This is a genomic window from Deferrisoma palaeochoriense, from assembly GCF_054656955.1.
Genome location: NZ_BAAHXI010000007.1, coordinates 1 through 25,573 on the forward strand (window position 1 = coordinate 1; position 25,573 = coordinate 25,573).

General features: G+C 69.4%; 21 protein-coding genes. 14 read left to right on the forward strand and 7 right to left on the reverse strand.

What is annotated here, in order from left to right; all coding sequences use genetic code 11:
* Positions 1-209 precede the first annotated feature (209 nt).
* Complete coding sequence (locus ACYQ8L_RS03295; protein ID WP_459940344.1) at positions 210-1,589, forward strand: hypothetical protein; 1,380 nt, start codon at positions 210-212, stop codon at positions 1,587-1,589.
* A gap of 75 nt (positions 1,590-1,664) precedes the next feature.
* On the opposite strand, the gene ACYQ8L_RS03300 is transcribed toward ACYQ8L_RS03295, so the two are convergent.
* The 7 genes from ACYQ8L_RS03300 to ACYQ8L_RS03330 all read right to left on the reverse strand — a co-directional run bounded on the left by ACYQ8L_RS03300 (position 1,665) and on the right by ACYQ8L_RS03330 (position 9,102).
* Entirely contained in the window at positions 1,665-3,062 is a 1,398-nt protein-coding gene (locus ACYQ8L_RS03300; RefSeq protein WP_459940345.1) for a hypothetical protein, read from the reverse strand.
* Positions 3,063-3,075: 13 nt separating this feature from the next.
* Positions 3,076-4,677, reverse strand: a complete 1,602-nt coding sequence (locus ACYQ8L_RS03305) for a hypothetical protein (RefSeq protein WP_459940346.1) — start codon at positions 4,675-4,677, stop codon at positions 3,076-3,078.
* Positions 4,678-4,824: 147 nt separating this feature from the next.
* Positions 4,825-6,255 (reverse strand): alginate export family protein, encoded by a 1,431-nt coding sequence (locus tag ACYQ8L_RS03310; RefSeq protein WP_459940347.1) that lies wholly within the window; start codon positions 6,253-6,255, stop codon positions 4,825-4,827.
* A 66-nt stretch (positions 6,256-6,321) separates the two neighbouring features.
* Complete coding sequence (locus ACYQ8L_RS03315; protein WP_459940348.1) at positions 6,322-6,480, reverse strand: hypothetical protein; 159 nt, start codon at positions 6,478-6,480, stop codon at positions 6,322-6,324.
* A 110-nt stretch (positions 6,481-6,590) separates the two neighbouring features.
* On the reverse strand, positions 6,591-8,000 hold the full coding sequence (locus ACYQ8L_RS03320) for a porin (RefSeq protein ID WP_459940349.1): 1,410 nt from the start codon (positions 7,998-8,000) through the stop codon (positions 6,591-6,593).
* Between the two features lie 775 nt (positions 8,001-8,775).
* Complete coding sequence (locus tag ACYQ8L_RS03325) at positions 8,776-8,928, reverse strand: hypothetical protein (protein ID WP_459940350.1); 153 nt, start codon at positions 8,926-8,928, stop codon at positions 8,776-8,778.
* Between the two features lie 21 nt (positions 8,929-8,949).
* On the reverse strand, positions 8,950-9,102 hold the full coding sequence (locus ACYQ8L_RS03330; protein ID WP_459940351.1) for a hypothetical protein: 153 nt from the start codon (positions 9,100-9,102) through the stop codon (positions 8,950-8,952).
* Between the two features lie 327 nt (positions 9,103-9,429).
* On the opposite strand from ACYQ8L_RS03330, the gene ACYQ8L_RS03335 reads away from it, so the two are divergent.
* From ACYQ8L_RS03335 to ACYQ8L_RS03395, 13 genes are all read left to right on the forward strand, one after another.
* The gene (locus tag ACYQ8L_RS03335) at positions 9,430-10,584 is read left to right on the forward strand and encodes a sensor histidine kinase (protein ID WP_459940352.1); all 1,155 of its coding nucleotides are present in this window, start codon (positions 9,430-9,432) and stop codon (positions 10,582-10,584) included.
* On the forward strand, positions 10,577-11,947 hold the full coding sequence (locus ACYQ8L_RS03340) for a sigma-54-dependent transcriptional regulator (RefSeq protein ID WP_459940353.1): 1,371 nt from the start codon (positions 10,577-10,579) through the stop codon (positions 11,945-11,947). Before ACYQ8L_RS03335 ends, ACYQ8L_RS03340 begins: the two co-directional genes overlap by 8 nt.
* A 134-nt stretch (positions 11,948-12,081) precedes the next feature.
* On the forward strand, positions 12,082-12,483 hold the full coding sequence (locus ACYQ8L_RS03345; RefSeq protein ID WP_459940354.1) for a hypothetical protein: 402 nt from the start codon (positions 12,082-12,084) through the stop codon (positions 12,481-12,483).
* 275 nt (positions 12,484-12,758) lie between these two features.
* Entirely contained in the window at positions 12,759-13,322 is a 564-nt protein-coding gene (locus ACYQ8L_RS03350) for a Fe-S-containing protein (protein ID WP_459940355.1), read from the forward strand.
* Between the two features lie 2 nt (positions 13,323-13,324).
* Positions 13,325-14,512: an ABC transporter permease gene (locus ACYQ8L_RS03355; RefSeq protein ID WP_459940356.1), complete on the forward strand. Its 1,188-nt coding sequence runs from the start codon at positions 13,325-13,327 to the stop codon at positions 14,510-14,512.
* A 103-nt stretch (positions 14,513-14,615) separates the two neighbouring features.
* Positions 14,616-15,320 (forward strand): ABC transporter ATP-binding protein, encoded by a 705-nt coding sequence (locus ACYQ8L_RS03360; RefSeq protein WP_459940357.1) that lies wholly within the window; start codon positions 14,616-14,618, stop codon positions 15,318-15,320.
* Between the two features lie 201 nt (positions 15,321-15,521).
* Complete coding sequence (locus ACYQ8L_RS03365; protein ID WP_459940358.1) at positions 15,522-15,923, forward strand: heavy-metal-associated domain-containing protein; 402 nt, start codon at positions 15,522-15,524, stop codon at positions 15,921-15,923.
* Positions 15,924-16,130: 207 nt separating this feature from the next.
* The gene (locus ACYQ8L_RS03370) at positions 16,131-17,453 is read left to right on the forward strand and encodes a TolC family protein (protein WP_459940359.1); all 1,323 of its coding nucleotides are present in this window, start codon (positions 16,131-16,133) and stop codon (positions 17,451-17,453) included.
* Positions 17,450-19,039 (forward strand): TolC family protein, encoded by a 1,590-nt coding sequence (locus ACYQ8L_RS03375; protein ID WP_459940360.1) that lies wholly within the window; start codon positions 17,450-17,452, stop codon positions 19,037-19,039. Before ACYQ8L_RS03370 ends, ACYQ8L_RS03375 begins: the two co-directional genes overlap by 4 nt.
* A gap of 100 nt (positions 19,040-19,139) precedes the next feature.
* Positions 19,140-20,660, forward strand: coding sequence for an efflux RND transporter periplasmic adaptor subunit (locus ACYQ8L_RS03380; RefSeq protein WP_459940361.1), 1,521 nt, complete (start codon positions 19,140-19,142; stop codon positions 20,658-20,660).
* 259 nt (positions 20,661-20,919) lie between these two features.
* Positions 20,920-24,441: an efflux RND transporter permease subunit gene (locus tag ACYQ8L_RS03385; RefSeq protein ID WP_459940362.1), complete on the forward strand. Its 3,522-nt coding sequence runs from the start codon at positions 20,920-20,922 to the stop codon at positions 24,439-24,441.
* A gap of 58 nt (positions 24,442-24,499) precedes the next feature.
* Positions 24,500-24,838, forward strand: coding sequence for a P-II family nitrogen regulator (locus tag ACYQ8L_RS03390; RefSeq protein ID WP_459940363.1), 339 nt, complete (start codon positions 24,500-24,502; stop codon positions 24,836-24,838).
* 172 nt (positions 24,839-25,010) lie between these two features.
* Positions 25,011-25,529 carry a hypothetical protein gene (locus ACYQ8L_RS03395; protein WP_459940364.1) on the forward strand — a complete coding sequence of 173 codons (519 nt, stop codon included), beginning with the start codon at positions 25,011-25,013 and terminating at the stop codon, positions 25,527-25,529.
* Positions 25,530-25,573 lie beyond the last annotated feature (44 nt).

Here is a 25,573-nt window from a genome sequence, read left to right on the forward strand (position 1 = left end):
TAAAGGAACGAGCCAAGCTTAAATCGACTTGTTATGTGGGGGGTGGCCGTGGGGTAAAGGGTTTTTTTGGTTACGGTTTTTTTTCCTTTCAATCAGTGTACGATTGTGGGGCGGGCCAAGTGCGTGGTGCGTTAACCGAAGGGTAGGGACTAAAACTACCCGAGCGGGGGGGCCGGGCCCCGCCGCAACGAAGAACGGAGAAGAAGACCATGCGAAACGAAAACGCCGTGAAGAGGTTTGGAACCCGGCCGTACCGGCGGCCGTGGGCCGTGTGGGCCGCCGCGGCCGCGCTCGGCCTGGTAGCCGGGGGCTGCGGGTCCTCGGGGGGCGGCGGCACGACGAGCGCGTCCGTCACGGACGGCGGCACGGTGTCGGGCGTGCTCTCCGTGGAACCGGCCGCCGGACGGGTGGCGGCGCGGCTCGGCGCCGCGGCCCCGGCGGGAACCACGGTCTCGTTGGACGATGCCCCCGCCGGGGTGCCGGTGGGCGCCGACGGCGGATTCACGATGACCGGGGTGCCCGACGGGGATCACACCCTGATGGTGCACCTGCCCGACGGGACCGATGCGGCCGTGCCGGTGCGGATGATGGACTCCCGCCCCCTGGACCTCGGCACGGTGACGATCGCGGGGGGGCGGGTGGTGGACCATACAGGGTTCGACGGGTACCGGTTCGGATTCGTGGATGAGGACGGTGACGGCAAGAACGACCTGTGCACCGACGCCGACGGCGACGGGGTGTGTGACGCCGGAACGCCGCACGAGGGGTACGCCTACCTGATGGACATGGGCTGGGCCGATGCCGACGGCGACGGGGTGAACGACCGGTTCGTCGACGCCGACGGCGACGGGATGGACGACCGGGGCCGGGGGGGGCTGGGCCACGGGTTCGGCTGGATGGACGCCGACTGGGACGGGAAGAACGACCTCTTCCAGGACGCCGACGGCGACGGGATCTGCGACCTGACGGCCATGCCCTTCGAACACCCCTTCGGCTGGGCCGATGAAAACGGCGACGGGGTGAACGACCGGTTCGTCGACGCCGACGGCGACGGGGTGAACGACCTCGACGGCGTGCCCTACATGGCCATGCCCGGGTGGGTGGACCAGGACGGCGACGGCGTGAACGACTTCTTCCACGACGCCCAGGGCGACGGCATCGACGACGTGACGGGGATGCCCTACGGGCACGGGTTCGGCTGGATGGACGCCGACGGTGACGGGAAGAACGACCGGTTCGCCGACGCCGACGGGGACCGGATCGTGGACGAGCAGCCGGGCTTCGGCCACCACGCGGGCATGCCCTGGAGGCACGGGTTCGCCATGGCCCATCGCGATGCCGAGGGCGACGGCATCGACGACGTGACGGGGATGCCCTACGGCCACGGGTTCGGCTGGGTGGACGCCGACGGCGACGGGAAGAACGACGCCTTCATCGATGCCGACGGCGACGGGGTGAACGACCTCACCGGCCACATGTACCCGATGGGGTTCGGCCCCATGGGCGGAGCCGGCCACGGGGGCACGGAGGGCCACGGCCCCCTCGAGTGGCCCATGCCCATGCACGGCGGGGGGATGATGGGGATGTAGCCCCGACCCCTGCGGCACGAACGCGTACGGGCCGTCCCTCCTTCGGGACGGCCCGTTTCGCGCCGGCGAACCGGGTCAGGGCCGGGCGATCCAAAGGAAGGCCGCGCCCCGGCCGTCTTCCCGCTCGTTGGCGAGGAGCACGGCGCCCCCGTCGTCCGCCAGGGCGAAGTCCATCACGAACAGTTCCACCCGTCCGTAGGGTTCCTCCGCGGCGATCCCACCCCCGCCGGGCTCCAGCCGGACCACCGCGTCGGCGCCGCTCGGCCGTCCCACCAGGGGCAGCCCGGGGGAGCGCCCCCTGCGGATCGTGTAGATCGCGCCCGTGGCCGGGTCCACGATCACCCGCCTCGGCAGCCCCACCCACCGTTCGGTGACCCGGTCTTCCTTCTCGAATCCCGACCGGAATTCGGGCGTCTCGAGCCGCACGGCCACGGCGGGCCCCGGGAACCGCCCCAGATCGGTGAGGAGCACCGCCCGGCCGGGGGTTCCCCCGGGGCCCTGGAGGCGCCACCGCTCCCCGGGCCGGTGGCTGAGCCACCGGCCGTCCGGGAGCGGGGTGGCCTCGTAGAGGGCGTGGTCCGCCGGCCAGTCCGCGGCGCCCCGCACCTGCCAGCGGCCGCCCTCGGGCGCCAGGGCGGCCACGGGGCCCTCGAAGGCCGAAAACCGCCCCCGGCGCTGGAAGAGGGCCCGGCCACCCACGATGCGAAGGTATCCCGGCAGCACCTCGCTGGCCGGCTCCAACCCGGGCCAGGTGAGCACCACCGAGCGGGGCCGGGAGTCGGTGCCCTCGTACACCTGGGAGACGTCCTCGGCCCACGTGACGGCGAGTTCCGGGGTACCGTCGCCGTCCGCGTCCCCCGCGTCGATCCACAGGGCCCGGCTGGGGCGGACCGGGGCCGGGAACCGGGCCAACTCCCGGAGACCGTCGGGCCCCATCGCGGCGCGGACCACCCGGTCGTCGTAGAGGAGCGCGATCTCGCCCCCCACGGCGCAGAGGCCCCGGGGCCGGTCGGAGAGCTCCACGGTCCGCGCGGCAGGGGGCCGTTCCGGGGAGGGGCTCGGCGCGGGGGCCGCCTGCCCGGCGGGGCGCGGCGCGGGCGGCGGGGTGCCCTTCGACCCCGGTTCCGGCGGCCCGGCCTCGTCCAGGGCCAGAAACGCCCCGTCCGAAGTCCGGCGCAGGGCCGCGACCCAGCGGCCGTCTTCGCGACGCACCTCCACCGTCAACGAAGCGTCCGGCGGGACGCCCCCCCCGTTCACGGCGGGTATCACCACGAAACCCCGGTCGGTGAACACCCCGACCAGATCCCGTATGGCCGGCTCGGCCAGCGGCTCGGCACCCGGTGCGCGCAGGGCCGCGGTGCCCGGTCGGCCCCACCGGTCCAGGGCCGCTGCGATCTTCTGCCACGGTGCGGCCCAGGCCGGGCAGGCCAGCAGAATTGCCAGTGTCGCCAGGGCGAAGCGTCGAAACCTCATGGTACGGTCCTCCTCAGGGGGACGGGGGCGGAAGCGGCACACGAAACATCCGGCTGGGTTGCCCGGGATCCGACGGGGTCACGACCACCCAGAGCTCTTCGCCCAGCCGCCCGAGCACCTGCACGGCGCCGTCAAGGGCGGGCCCCAGCGGCTCGGCGCCGGCGGACCGGACGACCCCGGGCCCCCACCGCACGCGCACGATGCGGCTCTCCACGGGCACGGGGGGAAACCCGTGGCTTCGTTCCGTCCTCGCGAACACAACGGTCACGGCGTCCTCCGGATCTCGTCCCCCGAGGATCACCGGGGCGGGGTAGAGCGTGATCCGGTCGTGGATCTGGTCGAAGGCCTCGGGGTTTCGCACGTGGAGGACCGAGTGGAGGCTGCCGGCGGCGTCCGACAGCAGGGTCTGCGGGCCTCCGGTCCCGGGCCAGAACCGGAGCGCACCCCGCCGGAACCACGCGGCCACGGCGGGGGAGGGGGCCTCCCCGAGGCGCAGATCGGCCCCCAGCGCGCGAAACCCCCTCGGCAGGGGCGGTTCGAACGGGTGCCAGTTCCACGACGGCGGGTCCCAGCGGAGCCGGCCGACCCGGGGGCCGAAAAAGCCCTCTGCCGAGTACTCCTGGGCGACCAGGGTCTCGGCCGTCCCGTCGCCGTCGGTATCCACGGGGGCGAGGAAATACGGGATGCCCCGGGCCTCCGCGGCGGCCGTGCCGGCTCCCCAGCGCACGAGCGTGCCGCCGACCGCGGGGCGCTCGTACAGATCGGACCGGTCCTCCCATTGGCTGACGACCAGGAAGGTGTCCCCCCCGGGGGACGGGCGCCACCAGCCCACCCCGAGCACCCGCCCGGGATCGGGCAGCGCCACCAGGGTGAGCCCTCCGGAGCCGCAGTCGATCACCCATACCCGGTCGCCGTCCGAGGCGGCGAGGGCGGGCTCGCCCCGGGGCGCGCCGAACGCCCCCGCCAGCACCCGCACGGGGAGGGCCACGGCCTCCGCGGCGGCCGGGGCGGCGGGGCGCGCCTGAGCGGAAGGCGGGGAGACAGGGTAAGAGCGGAGCAGCACCCCGTCCCGGTCCCGGAGCACGAGGGCCGCGCCGCCCCACCGGAACAGGAGGTCGGCGGAGGAGACGGCGGCCCCGGCCCCGGCCGAATAGCCCTGCCATTCCAGGTCGGGAAGGGCCTCCCGGAGGGCCTCGTACAGCTCGCGGCCGTCTCCCCGTTCGTCCACGAACCCGGCGGCCAGCGAGGCGAACCGGCGAAGCGGCTGTCCGGCCGAGGGAAGGGGGTCCCCGCGCAGGGGCACGGCCTCGCTGAAGCCCCGGCGCACCCGGATGACCCGGAGCCTGGTGACCACCCGGTCCCGGCGGCCGAGGGGTTCCCCGGTCTCGGGGTGCCGGATCGTGGGGCCGGGCTCTACCGCGGCGACGAGATCGTTCACCGTGAAGGCCCTGCCCCCGTCGAGCGCCACAAGCACCGTGTCCCCGTCGCGGCCCACGACCACCCCCGCGGTCGGGGCAAGGTCCTCGGCGACAAGGGCGACCACGGGCGGCGGGGCGGCCCGGGCGAGGGCCGGCGCGGCGATCAGCAAAACCCATCCCAAGGTTCGGTGGAGCATGGGGATTCTCCCCTTAGGTCTGTGGCGCGGCGGCGGGGTTGTACGCCGCCCGGCCGGGCGGTCCGGGGGATCGGTTTCCCCCCAAGAAAACGGCGGGCGGACCCGACCCGGGCCGCCCGCCGCACCCGTGGGGCACCAGGGGGTCGATCAGAACTTGTACCGCACCCGGGCCGTGGAACGGAACAGGTTCTCGTCGGCCTTCCCGTCGCGGTCGATCTCGAAGGCGTCCATCGCGTCGCCCGCGAAGAGATAGCCCGCGTTCAGGGCGAGTTCCACGTTCTCGTACAGCTTGTAGCTCACGTACGCGTCGAGCTCCGTGCCGAGCGCGTTTTCGCTCCGCTTCCGGCCGGAACCGTCGGTGTACTCGAGATCCTCCGCCGTCACCAGGTACAGCAGGGCCGCCCCCACCTTCAGGCGGGACGAGGGCAGAAAATCCACCGCGAGCTTGTTCAGGAACAGGCCCTTGTCCAGCAGGTACGGCCGCTCCGTGATGTACGTGTCGTCGGTGTACCCGCCCTCGAAGAAGATGACGCTGTCCACCATGTCCACGTCGGTAGCGAGGAACGCGTTGAAATCGCCGTCGGAGGCGTCGTCGTCGCCCGAGGCGTACCAGGTGTGGTAGGTCAGGCGCGTCTTGCCCACGTTGACCCCCAGGTCGGCGTGGGCGAACCAGGCGGCGAGGTCAAAGTTCCCCGTGCGGCTGCCGTCGAGGCCGGTGAACGCCGCGTTGTTCACCTCGCCGGTCTGGTAGATGAGGTCGAAGTTGAAGAACAGGTTGCCGAAGCCGGTGGCGCGGGTGTAGCGGCCGTCGATCCCCAGGCTGTAAAGGTTCAGGTCCACGTCGCCGAACTGCTTGAGCCCATATTTGCCGGCGTCCACGGCGCCCGGCGCCCCCCGGCTGTTCTCGTGCTGGTAGAGCACGAACGCCCCCATCTTGAGCGCCTGGATGGGCTTCCCGTCGAACCGCACCAGGAAGCTGTCGAGGGAGTCGAGGTTCTCGTCGGGCTCGTCGTTGAACAGTTCCTTGCCCCGCATCCACGCCACGCGGTAGTCGGCGGGGCCCAGGGTCCCCTGGAAGGAGACGCCCATGGCCGTCTCCTCCCAAAGGTATTTGTTCACGCTGAAGGGCTGCAGGCCGATCCGGACCCGGGGCATGTGGCCCTCGCCGGGCACCTGGAAGTCCGTGTACGCCCAGCGGGTCTCGATGTTCACGCCGTCGCCCGAGAACTCGCCGCCCACGCTCTTTCCCACCGAACCGGACCGGCCGAACCGCACGGATCCCAGCTCGATGGCGTACACGCCCTTCACGGCCCCGTCGTTGGTGGCGGCCTCCGTCCACAGCCGGTACTTGACCTCGCCCCAGGTGGTGTTCTGCGAGTCGCTGGCCGTTTTTTGAATCTTGGACACGCCCTTCTCCAAGGCGCCGGAGGTGTTGTAGACCTCGCTGTGGTTGGTCCAGACGTTGAACCGGTTGTTGAGGTCGCCGTGGAACGCGAACTCGGCCGCCGCCGCGGGAAGGGACAGGCCCGCGGCGGCGAGGACGAACGCGAGGGTCTTGGAAACGCTCTTTGTCCGCATGGGGAAATCCTCCCTGAAATTCGTTTTGGATAAGTGGGGAGATCCAAAGGAAGGCGGCCCTCCGGTTCAGCCGCCGTCGGGCTTGGCCTCGAACTCCGTGCCGCACACCGGGCACTTGACCTTGAGGGGTTTTCCGGACGTCTTGGCCTGGGGACCGGCGCACGCGAGCAGGCCCAGCACGGCCAGGCCCGCGATCCAGGGGGTCCAACGGCGAACGTTGCGCATGATGTGCCTCCTCTGACGGCCGCCCCGCCGGGGGGCGGGAAAAAAGGGGGCCCCGTCGTCGGGGCCCCGATGCGGGTTGGGTCAGAACCGCGCGGAGGAAACGGGGTGGATCAGTACGTCCACGCCAGCGTCAGCATGTTGAGCCAGGCGGTGTCGTTGGCGTCGACCTGGTCCTCGATGCCCTGGCCCGGCACGAAGGCCGAGAAGATGTTGTCGATGGAGAAGTTCTTGTTGAACTTGTAGGCGAGCTGGAGGTCGAAGGTGGTGCCGGCGTAGTCGTCCACGTCCTCGCCGGGATCCTTCACGTTGGTCAGGTTGCCGGTCTGGTCGTACCAGATGAAAAAGGCCTGGGCTTTGTACGAGAGGTTGGGCACGAACTCGCCCAGGTCGCCTTTGGCGCCCACCGCGATCAGGCGCTGGCCGGGGTTGTTCCCGGAACCGGCGTTCCCGATGCCGCCGTAGGTATTGCCGCCCACGGCCCGCTCCGGCGCGTAGGCGTAGAGGGACGCGCCGTAGACGCTCGCGCCCGAGGCCAGGTGCTCGCCCAGGATGTTCCCGTCCATGCCCATGAGCGGGGTGAACCGGCCGATGTCGGTGATGCCGAGCCACCCCTCCACGTCCTCGTCGCTCTTGTCGTCGTCGCCTCGTGCGTACCGGAAGGCCACGTAGGGGGAGAGGGCCTTGCTCACCGGCACCTCGAGCCCGGCGAACGCGGCCCACGATTTCACGTCGGGCCCGCCGTCCTCGAACTCGCCGTTCGCGGCCACGATCTCGAAGCTGGGCTTCACGGGCCCGATCTGCCCGAGGCCCTCGAGGCCGTAGTAGGTGACGTTCACGTTCTTGTCCTCGTTGTCGCTGTAGGCGGCCAGGGGGCTCACCGTGAACTTGCCCATGCCGGTGTCGAAGGTGGCGTCCACCTTGGCCGTGTACACCCGCCAGTCCCCGGTCTGCCAGTCGTCCCGGGTGCCGATCACGTCCCCGTTCTGGATCGGCATGTACAGGACCTCATAGGAGAACATCTCGGAGAGCTTGCCGCGGAACCCGATGAACGGGTGGTCGTCGCCGTAGAGCAGGCCGCCGGTCTTCAGGTCGAGGAACCGGATGTCCCACCCGGTTTCGAGCTGGAGCTGGGGCGCGAAGGTGTAGAGGAACTCGGCCCGCTCGATCCCGAACTCCCCGCCCGCGTTGGGCTGGTTGTTCTTCTCGGCCCCCACGTAGAACGACCGGTCGCCGTTGTCCTTGTTCATGATCACGTCGGCCTCGGCGATCATCTTCACCAACCAGTTGTCGCCCTTGGCCTGCCACCCGAGCCGGAGTTCGGCACGCATGTGCTCGCCCGAGGCCCAGCCGCCCTCGTTCAGGGTCGGCGCGTCGGGTTTCGAGTCGTCGAAGTCGAAGTTGCTGTAGAAGGTGGGCTTCACCTTGGCCGTGCCGAAGAAGTCGATCGCGGCCTGGGCGGGAAGGGCCGCGGCGGCGAGGGCCGCGGCGGCGAGGGTTGCGGACACCAGGTACTTGCGCATGCACCTTCCTCCTTTTCCTGATGGGGTGGATCTCGTGGAGAACGACTCGCGACACCGCATTTCGTCCAGTCAAACCGTTTTTCCATCACCTCCTTTCGCGTGGCGGGTTTCGCCGGTGCGTCTGTGGATTGGCCCTTCTGACCATCCCACCACGGTGCTTTTAGCAGGCCGAACCTGATGCGTCAACTCAAAAATAACAATGTTTGATTTTGTATACTATTCTACAGTGGTGGAGAATATTGTACAGGAAATGCCGGGGCGTTGTGGTAAGTCGGGTGTGGGCAAAAAGGCGGAAAATCGGGTGGTTGGCCCGCGGTCCCGGTGCGTCCCGGGTCGGGCACGAGGTATGCAGGCACAACGGGTCGGGAATCGACCCAACCCCGATTCCCATTCCTCCTGTAGAGGGGGGAGGGGTCTGGTCCACCCCTCCCCCCTCCTGTTCTCCCTCCCCAAAGGCTGTCCCCGCCCCACCTCCAGTCGAGTTGTCCAACCGCCCCGGCCGACGTCTTGTTGTTTCCCCGGCTGGGCGGCTCACCTCCCGTCTGATCCCACCGCAGCCGTCGGGACCGCCCCCGGGAGAGCGGCTGCCGCACCGGGCGTCGGAATTCGGAGGACAGGTCTCAGGGAAGCGCTGCCGGCTGTCGCCTGTCGACGGAACAGCCGGGGCGGGAGCAAGCCGCTTCTCGGACCTTGGGCCCCGACACGCCGCCGGGCCCCCTGGTTCCAGAGGGCCCGGCGGGTCGGGCGGCATCGGCGCAGCTCCGGGGCGCTGGGGTCAGCGCACGAGGTCTACGGGCTCAAGACCGGGGCCGCTTCCGGGCGAGGGGCATGTGCAGGCCGCCGACGCGGGGGCCGCCGGGGCCGCCAGGCTCACGGTGCCCACCGCGAGCACGGAGAGGACGAGGGCGAGCAGGATCAGGCGCTTCATGGTACACCTCCTTTGCCGCGCCTAGCGCAGCAGGTCGAGGGGCTCGAGCCCCTGGTGGGGGGTCGCCTGCTTGGCGGTATTGCAGCCGCAGTCCGCGGCGGCCGGCGCCGCCAGGCCGAGGCCGGCCACACCGAGCAGGGCGATGAGGGCCGTGAGGATGACGATGCGTTTCATGGTGCACCTCCTCTGGGTTGGGTGAGAGAGCGGGTAGCGTTTGCCCAGAGTGGAAAGCATTGGGCGTGCCAAGCGGGGGAGAAAATCGAAAAATGATTGAGATGACGGAAGAAAACGGGCGAGATGCGTCTTCGTGGAATCCGGGACGATCGTTCGATGGAGATGAATAGTCTGCGGCGTGTAGAAAACTCGACACCCCGGGGGGGCGGTGCTAGGCTCCGGCCGGGTTGGCTCCGGGAAAGACGACGGGAATCCGGGCGGTTACGGCCGGCGGTACGGCCCTTGCTTGGCCCTGGGGCCGACCGTCCGGAGGGAACGAGCATGCTGGTGAACGATCCGCGTAAGGACTTCTGGCTCAAGGTGGGGGTGGTGGGGGTGCTGGTGTTCGGGGTGTCGCTCCTGCACTACGGCACGCCGACGGCCCGGCCCCTGCTCCACGACGTGTACCGCCGGCTCTACTACCTGCCGGTGGGGCTCGCCGCGGTGTGGTTCGGTCTGCGGGGAGGACTCGCGGTCTCTGGCGTGGTGGCCGCGATCTACGTGCCCCACATCATGATGTACTGGAACGACATGGGCCGGGAGCTGTGGAACCGGGTCATGGAGGTGGGGCTCTACTTCGTGTTCACCGGGCTCGTGGGCTTTTTCGCCAACCGCGACCGGGCCCAGCGCCGCCGGCTCCAGCTCGCCAACGAGCGGCTCGAGCGCTCCTACGAGGAACTGCGGCGGCAGGCCGACACCCTGCTCCAGGTGGAGGAGCAGCTGCGGCGGGCCGACCGGCTCTCGGCCATCGGGCAGCTCGCGGCCGCCGTGACCCACGAGATCCGAAACCCCCTGGGGGCGATCAAGGGCACGGCCGAGATCCTGCGCGACGAGTTCCCCGGCGGGCACCCCAAGGCGGAGTTCCTGGAGATCCTGCTCAAGGAGACCGACCGGCTCAACCAGGTGGTCGAGGAGTTCTTGGGCTACGCCCGGCCCCGCGCCGACGAGGAGGCCGATGCCGTGGACCTGGCCGCCCTGGCCCGGGAGGTGGCCGCGTTCGTGGCCACCCCGGCCCGGAAGGCCGGGGTCACTCTGGCCGTGGAGGCCGACGGCTCGGTACGGGTGCGGGGCCGGCCGGCCCACCTGAAGCAGGTGCTCCTCAACCTCGTGCTGAACGCCGTGCAGGCGAGCCCCCCGGGCAGGGGGGTGCGGGTCCGGGTAGGGTCCTGCCCCGGGCTGGTGCCGGCGGCCGAGTTCCGGGAGGTGGCCGGGCGGCTCGCCCGGGTGTGCGTGGAGGACGAGGGGCCGGGGCTGCCTACGGGGGAGGAGGGCAAGGTGTTCGAGGCGTTCTACACCACGAAGGAGGAGGGCACGGGCCTGGGGCTCGCCATCAGCCGGAAGATCGCCGAGGCCCACGGCGGGACGCTCGTGGCGGAGAACCGGCCCGAGGGCGGGGCCCGGTTCGTGCTGACCCTGCCCGTGGCGGAGGGGACCGATGGCTAGGGTGCTGGTGGTCGACGACGACGAGAGCCTGCGGCGGATCCTGGAGTACAACCTGGCCGAGGAGGGCTACGCCGTGGCCACGGCCGCGAGCGGCGAGGAGGCCCTGGAGAAGCTGGACCGGGCGTCGTTCGATCTGGTGGTCACCGACATCAAGATGCCGGGCATGGACGGCATGGACCTGCTCCGGCGGATCAAGGCCGAGGCGCCGGAAACCCAGGTGATCGTGATCACGGCGTTCGGCACCATCGAGATGGCCGTCGAGGCCATGAAGGCCGGGGCGGCCGAGTACATCACGAAGCCCTTCAACCGCGACGAACTCAAGCTCGCGGTGCGCAAGGCCCTGCGGGTGCGGGACCTCGAGGCCGAGAACGTGCGGCTCCGGCAGGAGGTGCGCCGGATCGAGGAGGCCGACAAGATCGTGGGCGATTCCCCCGCGATGCAGGCGGTCTACCGTCTGATCGAGAAGGTGGCCGACTCGGACGCCTCGGTGCTGATCACCGGGGAGAGCGGCACCGGAAAGGAGCTCGCGGCCCGGGCGATCCACCGCCTGAGCCGCCGTGCCGACCGGCCGTTCGTGGCGGTGAACTGCGCGGCGATCCCCCGAGAACTCCTGGAGAGCGAGCTCTTTGGGCACAAGAAGGGCGCGTTCACCGGCGCGATCCGTGACAAGAAGGGCCGATTCGAAGAGGCCGCCGGGGGGACGATCTTCCTCGACGAGATCGGGGAGATGCCCCTGGACCTCCAGCCCAAGATCCTGCGGGCCCTCCAGGAGCGGGAGATCACCCCGGTGGGCTCGAACGAGGTCATCCGGGTGGACGCCCGGGTCCTGGCGGCCACGAACCGGGACCTGGAGGCCGAGGTCGAGGAGGGCCGGTTCCGGGAGGACCTGTACTACCGGATCGCGGTGGTGCCGATCCACATGCCGAGCCTGCGGGAGCGGCCCGAGGACATCCCGCTCCTGGTGGCCCATTTCCTGAAGAAGCTCGCCCCCGGTCGGGCGATCCGGATCACCCCCGAGGCCATGGAGGCCCTGACCCGGTATTCCTGGAAGGGCAACGTGCGGGAGCTCGAGAACACTATCGAGCGGCTCCTCGTGCTGACCGAGGGGGACACGATCCGCCTTCAGGACCTCCCGGAGAAGATCCGGGAACCGGAGCCCCGGGAGGGCCGGGGCGACGGGTTCTCGTTCCACCTGCCCCCCGAGGGGGTTTCGCTCGAGGACGTGGAGCGGGCCGTGATCGAGGAGGCCCTCCACCGCACCGGCTGGAACCAGACCCGGGCCGCGAAGCTCCTGCGGATTCCGAGGCACATCCTGCTCTACCGGATGGAGAAGTTCGGAATCCCGCGCCGCCGGCCGGATTAGCCGGCCCTGGGGTGCGATTTCGGGGAGGCGGATTTCGACTAAAGTTGAGCGGGTCGCTTGACGATCAGGGGCGGGAGGCGTATGTTGGCGTGGACTCGGTTTAAGACCAATCTGGTTTGCTTGAGGAGCCCTGCTTGACCCTGCCGGCCGTTGCACGACGAACCGGAAGCATCGCCGCGTGGCTCGCGGTGGCGGTGGCGCTTCTGGGGTTCGCCCCCCGGATGCCCGACTGTGGTCTGTCGTGCTGCGCCCAGGCGCCCGCCCACCACGGGGCCGGGGACATGGGCGCCCGCGGCTGCTGCTGCGACCACGCCCCCGTCCCCTGCGACATCCAGCGCGATGTCGGCGACCCCGTTCCGCCCGCCGCGGTGGCCGCCAGCCCGGCGGCCCAGGGTTCCCAGGCGGTGGCGGTGCTCCCCCCGATGGTGGGGAGGGTTCCCGCCCCCGGGCCGGCCCCCCGTCACGAGCGGATGCGCATCCCGGGGACCGCGCCACCCACCCCCCTGTACCTTCAGAACACCTCCCTTCTGTGTTGAGCCCGTAGTGCCGTAGGGGGCCACCCCCGGACGGGGCGCGGTGCGCCTTCGTTCCGGGTCGCGCCAACCCCGTGGTGTGCCCTGATTTCCGATTGTTCCATCGTTCACTTTTGTCCGCGGTCGCCCCCCGTCCCCGTGGGGCGGGGCGATCCCCGTTGCCGCGAAGCCTCCCGTCCCCGGCGTTGGCCAAGGATGAAGGTCGCGGAGGGGGGCCGCCGGAACGGGTCAGAGAACCACCCACATTCAAGCCGAAGAAAACGGAGAGGAGTTGAACCATGAGCCAGAACACGAACCGCCCCGAAGACAAACTCGCCGCCAAGAAGGCCGCCGTGCTCGGCCAGGAGAAACCGAAGCGCTCGAAGGCGCCGCTTCTCGCGATGATCGCCTGCGCCGTCGTGGTGGTGGGCGCGGGAGTGGCCTTCTGGGGCCTGCGAGGTGGGCCCGCATCGGAGGTCGCCGCGGTCACCGCGGCCCATGCCGGCGAGATCGTGCTTCCGGCCGACCAGTTCGATGACGGCAAGGCCCGGTTCTTCCAGTACGAGGCGGGCGACGGCGTCACGATCAAGTACTTCGTCCTCAAGAGCTCCGACGGCGTGATCCGGACGGCGTTCGACGCCTGCGACTCCTGCTGGCCCGCCGGCAAGGGGTACCGGCAGGACGGGGACGAAATGGTCTGCCAGAACTGCCGCATGCGGTTTCCGTCGGTGAAGGTCATGGAGGTGAAGGGCGGGTGCAACCCGGCCCCCCTGAAGCGTGAGGTCCGCGACGGCAAGGTGATCCTCCGGGTGGCCGACATCCTGGAGGGCCGGCGGTACTTCCAGTTCGGGCGGGAGGGCTGACCATGACGCTCAAGGACATCGCTCTTCTGAACTTGCGTAGGCGCAAGGCCAAGGCGGCCTTCGTGCTCGCCGGATTGGTCGTGGGCGTGGCGACCGTGGTGGGGTTGATGACCCTGTCGCGCGCCCTCGTGGAGGACGTGAACCACAAGCTCGAGCAATACGGGGCGAACATCCTCATCGTGCCCCGGACCGAGAGCCTGTCGCTCACCTACGGGGGGCTCAACCTGGGGGGGGTGTCGTTCGAGACGAAAGAAATCCGGCAGGCGGAACTGGACCGAATCGCCACCATCCGCAACGCGGGCAACGTGGCCGCGGTGGGGCCGGTCCTGCTCGGGGTCGTGGAGGTGGAGGGCCAAAACGCCTTGCTCGCGGGCGTGGACTTCGACGCGACGCACGTCCTGAAGCCCTGGTGGCAGGTGAGGGGCGGGTACCCGGCGGAGAACGAGGTGCTTCTGGGCGCCGACGCGGCTCGGGCCCTGGGGTTGGGGCCCGGTGACTCCGTGGCGCTCGACGGGTGGGAGTTCCGGGTGGCCGGGGTGCTGGAACCCACCGGGTCCCAGGATGACCACCTCATCTTCACCCACCTGGGGGCAGCCCAGTTCGTGCTGGAGAAGGAGGGGCGGATCTCGCTCGCCGAGGTGGCGGCTCTGTGCGCCGATTGCCCGATCGAGGACATGGTCCGGCAGATCGCGGAGGTGCTCCCCGGCGCCAAGGTGATGGCGATCCAGCAGGTGGTGAAGGGCCGCATGGAGACCCTCGGGCACTTCCAGAAGTTCTCCCTCGGGGTCTCGGCCCTGGTGGTGCTCGTGGGCGGACTCGTGGTGCTCGTGACCCTGATGGGGAGCGTGCGGGAGCGGACCGTGGAGATCGGCATCTTTCGGGCCGTGGGGTTCCGGAAGAGCCACGTCATGCGGGTGATCCTCCTGGAGGCCGGCGTCGTCTCGGCCCTGGCCGGGGTGGTCGGATACCTGGCCGGGTATCTGGGGGCTCGCCTGCTGGTGCCTGTTTTTGCGGGGGGCGCGGGGGACGCCATGGCCCACCATGGGGGTCACGCGGTGAGCGTGCCCCTTGACCCGGTCCTTGCCGGCGGCGCCCTGGTGCTGGCGGTGGCCCTGGGGCTCCTGGCCAGCGTGTATCCGGCGTTCCTGGCGGCCCGGCTCGACCCCAACGAGGCTCTGCGGGCCCTGTAGGGCGCCCCGTGAACGCGCGCGGGGCGCAGCGTCGGTGGAACGCAGTGGGCCCACGCCACCTTTCGACGAACAACCAACGACCCACGACCAACGGAGTCTTCCCATGTCCCATATCGTTGCGGAAAACCTGACGAAGCAGTACGGAAGCGGCGAGGCCGCGGTGTTCGCGGTGCGCGGCATGACCTTTTCCATCGAACCCGGCGAGTTCGTGGCCGTGATGGGCGAATCGGGCTCGGGCAAATCGACCCTGCTCTCGATCCTGGGCGCCCTGAACACCCCCACGGAGGGCCGGCTCGTGGTGGACGGCATCGACGTGTACGGCCTCGACAGCGAGCGCCGCGCCGACTTCCGGCGGGAGTTCCTGGGGTTCGTGTTCCAGAGCTTCCACCTCGTGCCGTATCTCACCCTGGCAGAGAACGTGATGCTGCCCCTGGCCACGGTGAAGGCCCCCCGCCGGGAAAAGCGGCGGATGGCGGTCGAGGCGCTGGAAAAGGTGGGGCTCGGGGCCAAGGCCGACCGGCTCCCGAGCCAGGTGTCCGGGGGCGAGCAGGAGCGGGTGGCCATCGCGCGGGCCCTGGTGAACGACCCGCCGATCCTCCTGGCCGACGAGCCCACCGGAAACCTCGACACGAAAACGAGCCGGGAGGTCATGGACCTCCTGACCCGGCTCAACCAGGAGGGCACCACCGTGGTGATGGTCACCCATAGCCCGGAGTGCGCCGGGTACGCCCGACGGGTGCTGCGGGTGGCCGACGGGCGCATCGTGGAGGAGGACCGGATTGTGAAGGACGCGGTGGCGGGAAGCTAGGCGGCTGGGCGGCTGGGCGGCTGGGCGGCTGGGCGGCTGGGCGGCTGGGCGGCTGGGCGGCTGGGCGGCTGGGCGGCTGGGCGGCTGGGCGGCGGTGCGGGGCCAGGGGGCGTGGTGGCCGGGTCCCTTCCGTCCCTGACGTCCCTTTCGTCCCTGAACGACCAACGACGAACGACCAACGACGAACCAAGGAGTCATTCGATGCGCATCGTACGTTTCGGCGTTGTTGTGGCGGTGCTTCTGGCCGCCGGATTCCTGGCCACGGCGGCCGTGGGGGAGAAGGGGGCGCCTGCGGGCGGCGGGCCCACCGACCGGGTGCTCTTCGCCGTGGAGGGGCTCTCGTGCGGAAGTTGTGAGGGCCGGGTGGTGGAGGCGCTCCGGGCCCTGCCCGGGGTGCGGGCCGTTGGGGTGGACCTGGCGGCCGGCCGGGTGGGCGTGGAGTACGAACCCGGCCGGGCGGACCCGAAGCGGCTCGCCGACGCCGTGACCCGGCTCGGCTATCCGGCCCGGTACCTCGCCTCGGGGCCGTCCGTGGCCCTCGGGGCCGCGGGCCGGCCCGGCTCCAGCGGGTGCGGAGGCACCTGTTGCGGAGGTGGACAATAGTCGACAGGAGGGTGTCGAATAGTCTGCAGTCTGTCGGCACCCGCGAGCGCCCTGCTTCGCAACCCACCGAAACGGTAGGAAAAAATCCGTGGCACGGGGGTTGCTCCCTGGGGCGGCGGCTTCGGCCGGCGGGTGGCGGCGCCCCGAAATCGTGGTACACCGGCACCCGTCGGCCAGGACCCCTTCGTTGAGATCGGAGAGGACGGGATGAACCGAACCCTGGGATGGACCGCGGCGTTCCTGTTGGCAGCCCAGGTGGCGGCCGCGGCCGGGACGCCCGAGGACCTAGAGGCGCGGCTCCGTAGCGGCCCCTCGGTCGGCGACCTCGTGGCCTACGCTTACCGGGCGAACCCCAAGATCGAGGCGGCGCGCCAGAAGTGGCGCTCGGTGATCGAGCGGTACCGGGTGACCACGGCGTACCCGGACCCGCAGGTGATGGTGACCTACTTTCCCCGGCCCATCGAGACCCGGCTGGGGCCCCAGGACTGGAACGCGGTCCTGAGCCAGATGATCCCGTTTCCCGGCAAGCTCTCCAAGGCCGGCGAGGTCGTGGAGGCCGACGCCCGGATCGCCCGGCTCGAACTCGACAAGGCGGTGCGGGACGTGATCGTGGACCTGCGGGAATCGGTGTACGAGCTCGCCTACATCCGGCGGGCCAAGGAGGTGGTGGCGGCGAACCGGGACATCCTGGATCACCTCCGGAAGGTGGCCGAGACCTCCCACGCCGAGGACCGGGCCGCCTTCGTGGACGTGGCCAAGGCCCAGTCGCAGCGGGCCCAGCTCGAGTACGACGCCCTGCTCCTGGAGGAGCTGGAGGCCACGGAGCGGGCTCGGCTCAACGCGCTCCTGAACCGCCCCTCCGACGCGGAATTGGGTCCGCTCCCAGACGCGGCGGTGGAACCCCTGGCCTACACGCTGGACGAGATCCACCGCCTGGCCGCCGAACGGCAGGAGGAGATCCGGATCGCCGAGGCGAAAGTGGAGAAAGCCCGGGCCCAGGCCGACCTGGCCCGGTACGAGAACCGCCCCAACTTCATGGTGGGGCTCTTCTACGCCGGCATCGGCGACCCCGATGTGCCCATGGACCCCGAGGACGCGGGCCGCGACGCCGTGGGGGTGCAGTTCGGGCTCACGATCCCCCTGTGGTTCGGGAAGAACGCGGGCCGCACCGGAGCCGCCCGGGCCGAAATGGAGCGGGCCCGGGCTCTCAAGGCCGCCCGGATCAACGACACCGACGCCATGATCCGGAGCCTCTACTTCCGGCTCAAGAACGCCGAGCGGCTTGTGACGCTCTACCGGGACGAACTCCTCCCCCAGGCGGCCCAGTCGCTCGAGGTGGCGGAGACCTGGTTCCGGGAAGGGGAGGGGAGTTTCAGCGATTTCGTCGAGACCCAGTCGGTCTTTTACAACTTCCAACTTTCCCTCGCCCGGGCCGAGGCGGACTACGGCAAGTTTCTCGCGCGGCTCGAGCGGCTCACGGCCACGAGCCTGACGCGCCGGGACGGTGGGGTCGAGGAGGTTCAGCCATGATGCGGTGGGAACGGTGGATGCGGCGGGTCGGGGCGGGCGGCGCCCTCGTGTTGGCCCTCGCCGCGGCGCCGGCGTGGGCCGGGTACCGGGCCCTCGACCGGGAGTGGGAGGGGTACGAGCCGGGGGCGTTCTACCGCGCGCAGTTGGCCTCGATCCCTCCGGAACGGGCACAGGCGGCCGGCGACGGGGAGTTCGAGGCCCAGAAGGCCCGGCTGGAGGAGGCCCGGCGGCGGTGGACCGAGGCCCTCGAAGCGGGCCTGCCCGGTGAGCGGTTCTACGAGCCCGCCCCCGAGGTGCTCGAGCGGGCACGGCCCGCGGCCGACGACCCGGCGGCGGCCCAGGCCCTTTTGGCCGACGGGTTCGACCTCGAGGCCCTGGAGGCCCTGGCCTGGGTCCGGAACCCCGGGATCCGCGCGGCCGAGGACACCCTGCGGGGGGCCCTGGAGCGCTACACCCAGGCCTGGAACCTCGACGAGATCCTGAGGCAGTACACGGCGTTCACCGAGGGGTTGATGACCGGGATCGGGCCCATGAAGGGCCGGGAGCCGGTGGAGATGCGGTTCCCGTTTCCCGGCCTCCTGGCCCTCAAGGGGGAGATCGTGACCCAGGAGGTCCGGGCGGCGGCCGAGGCGCTGGAGATGGCCCGACGCATGGCCATCACCGGGGCGCGGCGGGTGTACTGGAACCTGGGGTTCGTGGGCGAGGCCGAGCGGATCACCGGCGAGATGCTCGATCTCCTGAAGCGCCTGGAGGCTGTGGCCCGGGCCCGGTACGAGGCCGGCAAGACGAACTTCCAGGACGTGATCCAGGTGCGGATCCGGTGGGAGACCGTGTCGGAGGACCTGCGCACCCTGGCCGAGCAGCGCCGGACCCTGGAGGCCAAGGTGCGGGAGATCCTCGACCTGGGGCCGGAGGCGGCCGTGGGCACGCCGAGCCCCGGGGAGCCGGAGCGCCGGGTGCCGGAGCTCGCTCCCCTGTACGACCTGGCCCTGGAGCGGCGCCAGGAACTCCGGCGCCTTCGGGCCATGGTGGGGAAGATGGAACGGATGATCGAGATGGCCGAGACCCGGATCTACCCTGCCTACACCCTGAACCTGTCGCTCTTCCAGGACGAGGCGGTGACCCAGGTGGGCACGGCCCGGATGAAGGAGCCCTTCGCCGTGGCCACCACGGCCTCCATGGGGGCGGGGCTGCCCAAGATGCCCTGGTACGGAACCGGCGACGCCTACGTCCGGGAGACCCGGCAGAAGCTCGAGGCCCTGCGCCAGGGGCTGCGGAAGGAAGAGGCCGCCACCCGGTACGGGGTGCGCGACGCCTGGTTCCGGCTCGACCGGGCCGCCCGGGAGGAGGCCCTCTACGCCGGCAAGGTGGTGGGGCTCTCCCGGGCCGCGCTCGACGTGGCCACCCGGGGGTACGAGGCGGGGAACGTGATGTTCGCCGACGTGATCGGCTCCTACATGGGGTGGCTCCAGGCCCATCTCGCCGCGGCCCGGAAGCGGGCCGACCTGGGGGTGGCCTGGGCGGAACTCGCCGAGGCGGTGGGGGCGGATATCCGGGTCCAGAATTCAGAGGACAGAGGACAGTAGGCGTGCCCGGGTAAACGGGGTGGCGTCCTAGCTTTCCGGCCTCCCAGCTTTCCAGCGGGCCGAAGGCCCTGACCGGCGACCGATTTTCACGGAGTGTTCCATGGCGACGAACGAGACTGCAAAACCCCGATCGAGCGTACGGGTGGCCTTTGTCACCGCCGTGGTGACCCTGGCGGTAGCGGCGGGCGCCGCCTATTTCCTCGGGTGGATCCCCTCCGGCGGCATGGCGCCCCAGCCGGTGGCCGAGGCCCCGGTCGGGGCGAAGGCGGAGAAGACCCTCTACACCTGCGGCATGCACCCCTGGATCATCTCGGAGGAGCCGGGGACCTGCCCGATCTGCGGCATGGAACTCGTGCCCAAGCGGGACGAGGCCGAGCCCGAGGCCGCCGCCGCGGGCTCCAAGGAGCGGAAAATCCTCTATTGGCGGGCGCCCATGGACCCCACGGAGATCTACGATCGCCCCGGCAAGAGCAAGATGGGCATGGACCTCGTGCCCGTGTACGAGGACGAGGTGATCGGCGGGGTGGAGATCAAGATCGATCCGGTGATCCAGCAGAACATGGGCATCCGCACGGCGCCCGTGGAGAAGGGGCCGCTGGTGCGCACCATCCGCACCTACGGTCACGTGACCTACGACGAGACCCGCACGGCCACGGTGAGCCCCAAGTTCGGCGGCTGGATCGAGAAGCTCTACGTGGACTTCACGGGCCAGCTCGTGAAGAAGGGTGATCCGCTCTTCGAGATCTACTCCCCCGAGCTCGTGTCGGCCCAGGAGGAGTACCTGACGGCGTTCCGGAGCCTCAGCAAGACCGCCGGAGGGGCGGATCTCCTGGCCTCGGCCCGCCGGCGGTTGGAATACCTCGACATCCCGGCCGACCAGATCCGGGCCATCGAGAAGAGCGGGAAGGTGCGCCGGACCCTTCTCATCCGGTCGCCCTTCACCGGGGTGGTGACCCACAAGAACGCGGTGGAGGGGGTGTTCGTGAAGGCGGGCCAGCCCGTGTACCAGGTCGCAGACCTATCCAAGGTCTGGGTCGAGGCCCACATCTACGAGTACGAGCTGCCCTGGGTGCAGGTGGGCCAGGAGGCCCGGATGACCCTGCCCTACCTGCCGGGGAAGACCTTCGTGGGCAAGGTGACCTACGTGTACCCCTACCTTCAGCGCCAGACCCGGGACGTGGTGATCCGGCTGGAGTTCGACAACCCCGACCTGGAACTCAAGCCCGACATGTACGCCGACGTGGTGATCCGAAGCTCCCTAGACAAGGAGGGGCTCCTCATTCCCTCCGAGGCGGTGATCCGGTCGGGCGAGCGCAACGTGGTGTTCGTGACCCGGGGCGACGGGAAGTTCACGCCGCGGGAGGTGGAGCTGGGGCTCGAGGTGGACGGCGGCAAGGTGCAGGTGCTCTCGGGGGTGGCCCCGGGCGAGCAGGTGGTCACCTCGGGGCAGTTCCTCCTGGATTCCGAGTCCAAACTCAAGGAGGCCGTCCAGAAGATGCTCGAGGCCAAGATGGGGAAACCCAAGGCCGAGCAACCGGCATCATCGTCCGACGACTTCTTCGACGACATGGACGGTGGCGACAACGCCCAGAAAAAGGACGACTTCTTCGACGACATGTAGCGACGCGGGAGGCCGGCCGGATTTGGTCGCCGGTTTGGTTCCTGACCCGGAGGCGGCTGCCACAGGTGGAAACGGGCGAAGGTGCAGGCAACGAGGAGGGTTTGGCTTCCCAGCGTCTTAGGCCCCCCTCACCCCGGCCCTCTCCCCCCGGCGGGGGGAGAGGGAGGCAGGGGGCCGGGCAACGCTGCCTGAGCAAAGGTGGCTTGGATTCCCAGCCTCCCAGCCTCCTAGCCTCCCAGCTTTTGAGCGGATACCCGACATGATCGAAAAAATCATCGAATGGTCCATCAACAACAAGTTCATGGTGATCCTGGCCACGGTGTTCGTGATCCTGGGCGGGGTGCTGGCCATGACCAACACCCCCCTGGACGCGATCCCGGACCTCTCCGACGTCCAGGTGATCATCTACACCGAGTACCCGGGCCAGGCGCCCCAGGTGGTGGAGGACCAGGTCACCTACCCGCTGACCACGGCCATGCTGGCCGTGCCCTACGCCAAGGTGGTGCGGGGGTACTCCTTTTTCGGGTTCTCCTTCGTGTACATCATCTTCGAGGACGGCACCGACCTCTACTGGGCCCGGAGCCGGGTGCTCGAGTACCTCAACTTCGTGGCCGGCCGGCTGCCCCGGGGCGTGACCCCGAGCCTGGGGCCGGACGGCACAGGGGTGGGGTGGATCTACGAGTATGTGCTCAAGGACACCACGGGCACCCACGACCTCTCGGAACTCCGGTCGATCCAGGACTGGTACCTGCGCTACGAACTCACGGCCGTGCCCGGGGTCTCCGAGGTGGCGAGCGTCGGCGGGTTCGTGCGGCAGTACCAGGTGGAGGTGGATCCCAACAAGCTCCTGGCCTACGGCATCCCGATCCAGAAGGTCCGGATGGCGATCCAGCGGTCCAACAACGACGTGGGCGGCAAGCTCATCGAGATGGGCGAGACCGAGTTCATGGTCCGGGGCAAAGGGTACCTGCGGGGGGTGGAGGACATTGAGAACATCGCCGTGGGGGTGGACAAGTTCGGCACGCCCGTGCTCCTGAAGCAGGTGGCCCACGTCCAGGTGGGGCCCGAACTCCGGCGCGGCATCCTCGAGTGGAACGGCGAGGGCGAGGCCGTGGGGGGCGTGGTGGTGATGCGGTTCGGGGAGAACGCCCTGGAGGTGATCCGCAGGGTGAAGGAGAGGCTCAAGGACCTGGAAAAGGGGCTGCCCGAGGGGGTCGTGATCGAGACGGGCTACGACCGCTCGGGGCTGATCCAGCGGGCCATAGACACCCTGACGAAGAAGCTCCTGGAGGAGATGACCGTGGTGGCCCTCATCTGCGTCATCTTCCTCCTCCATTTCCGGTCGGCCTTCGTGGCGATCTTCACCCTGCCCGTGGGCATCCTGATGTCGTTTCTGGTGATGTACCCGCTCGGCATCAACGCGAACATCATGAGCCTCGGGGGCATCGCCATCGCCATCGGCGTGATGGTGGACGCCTCGGTGGTGCTCGTGGAGAACGCCCACAAGCACCTGGAGCGGGACCGGGGCCGGCGATCCCACCTGGAGATCATCCTCGAGGCGTCCAAGGAGGTGGGCCCGGCGCTCTTTTACAGCCTGCTCATCATCACGGTGAGCTTCCTGCCGGTGTTCGCCCTGCAGGAGCAGTCGGGCCGGCTGTTCAAGCCCCTGGCCTACACCAAGACCTTCGCCATGGCTGCCTCGTCGATTCTGGCCGTCACGATCATCCCGGTGCTCATGACCTTTTTCGTGCGGGAGGAAACGTTCTCGCCCGAGGTCACCCGTCGCCGGCGGTTCTGGACCTGGGTGGGAGCCGTGGCCGGCCCGCCGCTCCTGGTGGTGGCCGGAGGGGCGGCGGGTCTCGAACTGCCCGACTGGAGCCTTCTGGCCGCGCTCGCGGTGTCGGCCTTCGCGGTGGTGTGCCTGGTGCCCCAGCGGATGATCCCCGAGGCCCGAAACCCGATCAGCCGGTTCTTCATCCGGTTGTACCTGCCGTTCATCCGGGTGGTGCTCAAGTGGCGGAAAACCACGGTGCTGGTGGCGGTGGCCGTGGTGGTGGTGACCTGGTTTCCCCTGAGCCGGTTGGGGAGCGAGTTCATGCCGCCCCTGAACGAGGGGGACCTCCTCTACATGCCCACCACGCTGCCCGGGATCTCGATCACCAAGGCCAAGGAGCTGCTCCAGCAGACCGACAAGATCATCCAGAGCTTCCCCGAGGTGCACCACACCCTGGGCAAGATCGGCCGGGCCGAGACGGCTACCGACCCGGCGCCGCTTTCCATGATCGAGACCACGATCATGCTCCGGCCCCAGGTGGAGTACGAGCAGATCCCGGTGCGCCGGTTCTTCTCGGACTGGCCCGGGTGGCTCAAGAAGCCCCTGACCCTGATCTGGCCAGAGGTGAAGAAGGGCAAGGTGCTCCACGAGTGGCGGAAGAAGAAGGTGGAGCGGTTCTTCTCGGACTGGCCCGACTGGATCCGCACGCCCCTGGCCAAGATCTGGCCGGAGGAGCGCTACATCACCATCGAAGAACTCGTGGAGGACCTTGACCGGGCCATCCAGTTCCCGGGCCTCACGAACGCCTGGACCATGCCCATCAAGACCCGGATCGACATGCTCTCCACGGGCATCAAGACCCCGGTGGGCATCAAGCTCATGGGGCCCGACCTCCAGGTGCTCTCGGACCTGGGGGCCGAGATCGAGGCCGTGGTGCGGGACATCCCGGGGACCCTTTCGGCCTATTCCGAGCGGGTCACGGGCGGGAACTACGTGGACTTCGAGATCGACCGCAAGGAGATCGCCCGGTACGGGCTCACGGTGCAGGACGTGCAGGACGTGATCATGACCGCCATCGGCGGCATGAACGTGACCTACACGGTGGAGGGGCTCGAGCGCTACCCCGTGAACCTGCGCTACAGCCGGGAACTGCGGGACGACCTGGAGAAGCTCCGGCGGGTGCTCGTGCCCACGCCCACGGGGGCCCAGGTGCCTTTGGGGCAGTTGGCCCGGCTCGAGATCAAAAAGGGCCCCCCGGGCATCAAAAGCGAAAACGCCCGGCGGACGGCGTGGATCTACGTGGACCTCAAGGGGGTGGACGTGGGCTCCTACGTGGAGAACGCAAAGCGGATCGTGGAGCGGGAGGTCAAGTTCCCACCGGGGTACTCCATCGTGTGGTCGGGCCAGTACGAATACATGCAGAGGGCCCGGAAAACCCTGAACGTGATCGTGCCGATCACCCTGGTGATCATCTTCATCCTGCTCTACGTGCACTTCCACAACGCGGTGGAGGCCACCATCGTGATGGCGAGCCTGCCCTTCGCCCTGGTGGGCGGGGTGTGGCTGCTCTATCTGCTCAATTACAATCTCTCCGTAGCCGTGACCGTGGGGTTCATCGCGCTGGCGGGGCTCGCCGCCGAAACCGGGGTGGTGATGCTCGTCTACCTCGACGAGACCTTCCACCGCCGCCGCACCCACGGCCTCCTGAACACCACCGGTGACCTCCACGCCTCGATCATCGAGGGTGCGGTTGAGCGCGTGCGGCCCAAGCTCATGACCGTGGCCACGACCCTGATCGGGCTTCTGCCCGTGATGTGGGGCCACGAAACCGGCTCCCAGGTGATGAAGCGGATCGCGGCCCCCATGGTGGGCGGGCTGATCTCCTCGACGATCCTCACCCTGGTGATCATCCCGGCCGTGTACGACATCTGGAAGCGCTGGGAGCTGCGTGGCGCCCTGGCCCACGGCCCGGCCACCGACGCGGAGCCGGCGGGCGACATGGAGTAAGGTAAGGGCCGGGCGTGGCCCGGCCCACGGCCAACCTGAACCGACGGAGGAAAACCGCATGAAGCTGATTCGGGCCTACATCCGGGTGGAGCGGGCGGCAGAGGTGTTGGACGCGCTAACCCAGGAGGGCATCCTGAACGCCACGTTGACCCACGTGCTCGCCGTGGGGCCGAACCTCGACCCGGACCAGAGCAAGGTGAGCATGGAGTTCGGCCGGCGGGTGAACCGCATGGTCAAGCTGGAACTCATCTGCCCCGACCGGGACGAAGCCAAGATGGTGGAGGTGATCCGGCGGTCGGCCTGCACCGGCCAGCCGGGGGACGGGGTGGTGGCGGTGCAGAACCTGAACCGGCTGGTGAAGATCCGCTCCGGCGCCGAAAGCATCGAGGCGCTGTGACCCGGGGGGGGAAAGCCGCGCCCGGACGGGCTGTGAGGCTCGGATGGGAAATGCTTTCCGCCGCCCAGCCGAAGTTCCACGAACTCCCCTTCCCCGGTGGCGGGTTGCCGGGGAGGGCGGACGAACCGGACCCAACCCGCGAAACGGTTTCGAACAAAAAGGAGAAGAAGCCATGAAGAAGCGAACGATCCTCACCCTGGTGGCCCTGGCGGGCCTCGCCCTCGGCACCCCGGCCCTGGCGGACTCGGGGCACGGGTCCATGAAGGGCATGAAGATGGACGACCACGGGTCGACGAAAATGGACCACTCCGAGCACATGGGGGAGGACATCCGGGAGACAAAGGTCAACGGCTACGGGCTCGCCTACCACCTGATCGACATGAAGGAGAAAATGGAGGCGATGAAGGGCATGAAGGGCATGTCCATGGAGAAGATGGACATGTCCAAGATGGGCACCCACCATCTCATGGTGTACGTGATGGGCCCGAACGGCGAGAAGGTGACCGACGCGAAGGCGGGCTACAAGATCGTGGGCCCCGACGGCACCGAGCAGAAGGCCATGTGCATGGCCATGAACGGCGGGTTCGGGGCCGACGTGAACTTCAAGGAGAAGGGCACCTACACGATCAAGACGAAGATCGTGGCCGGCGACACGACGCTCCTCGACGAGTTCACGTACACGGTGGAGTAGGGCCCTCGGTCCGGCCGGACAAAAAAGCGGGCAACCCCTCGGGG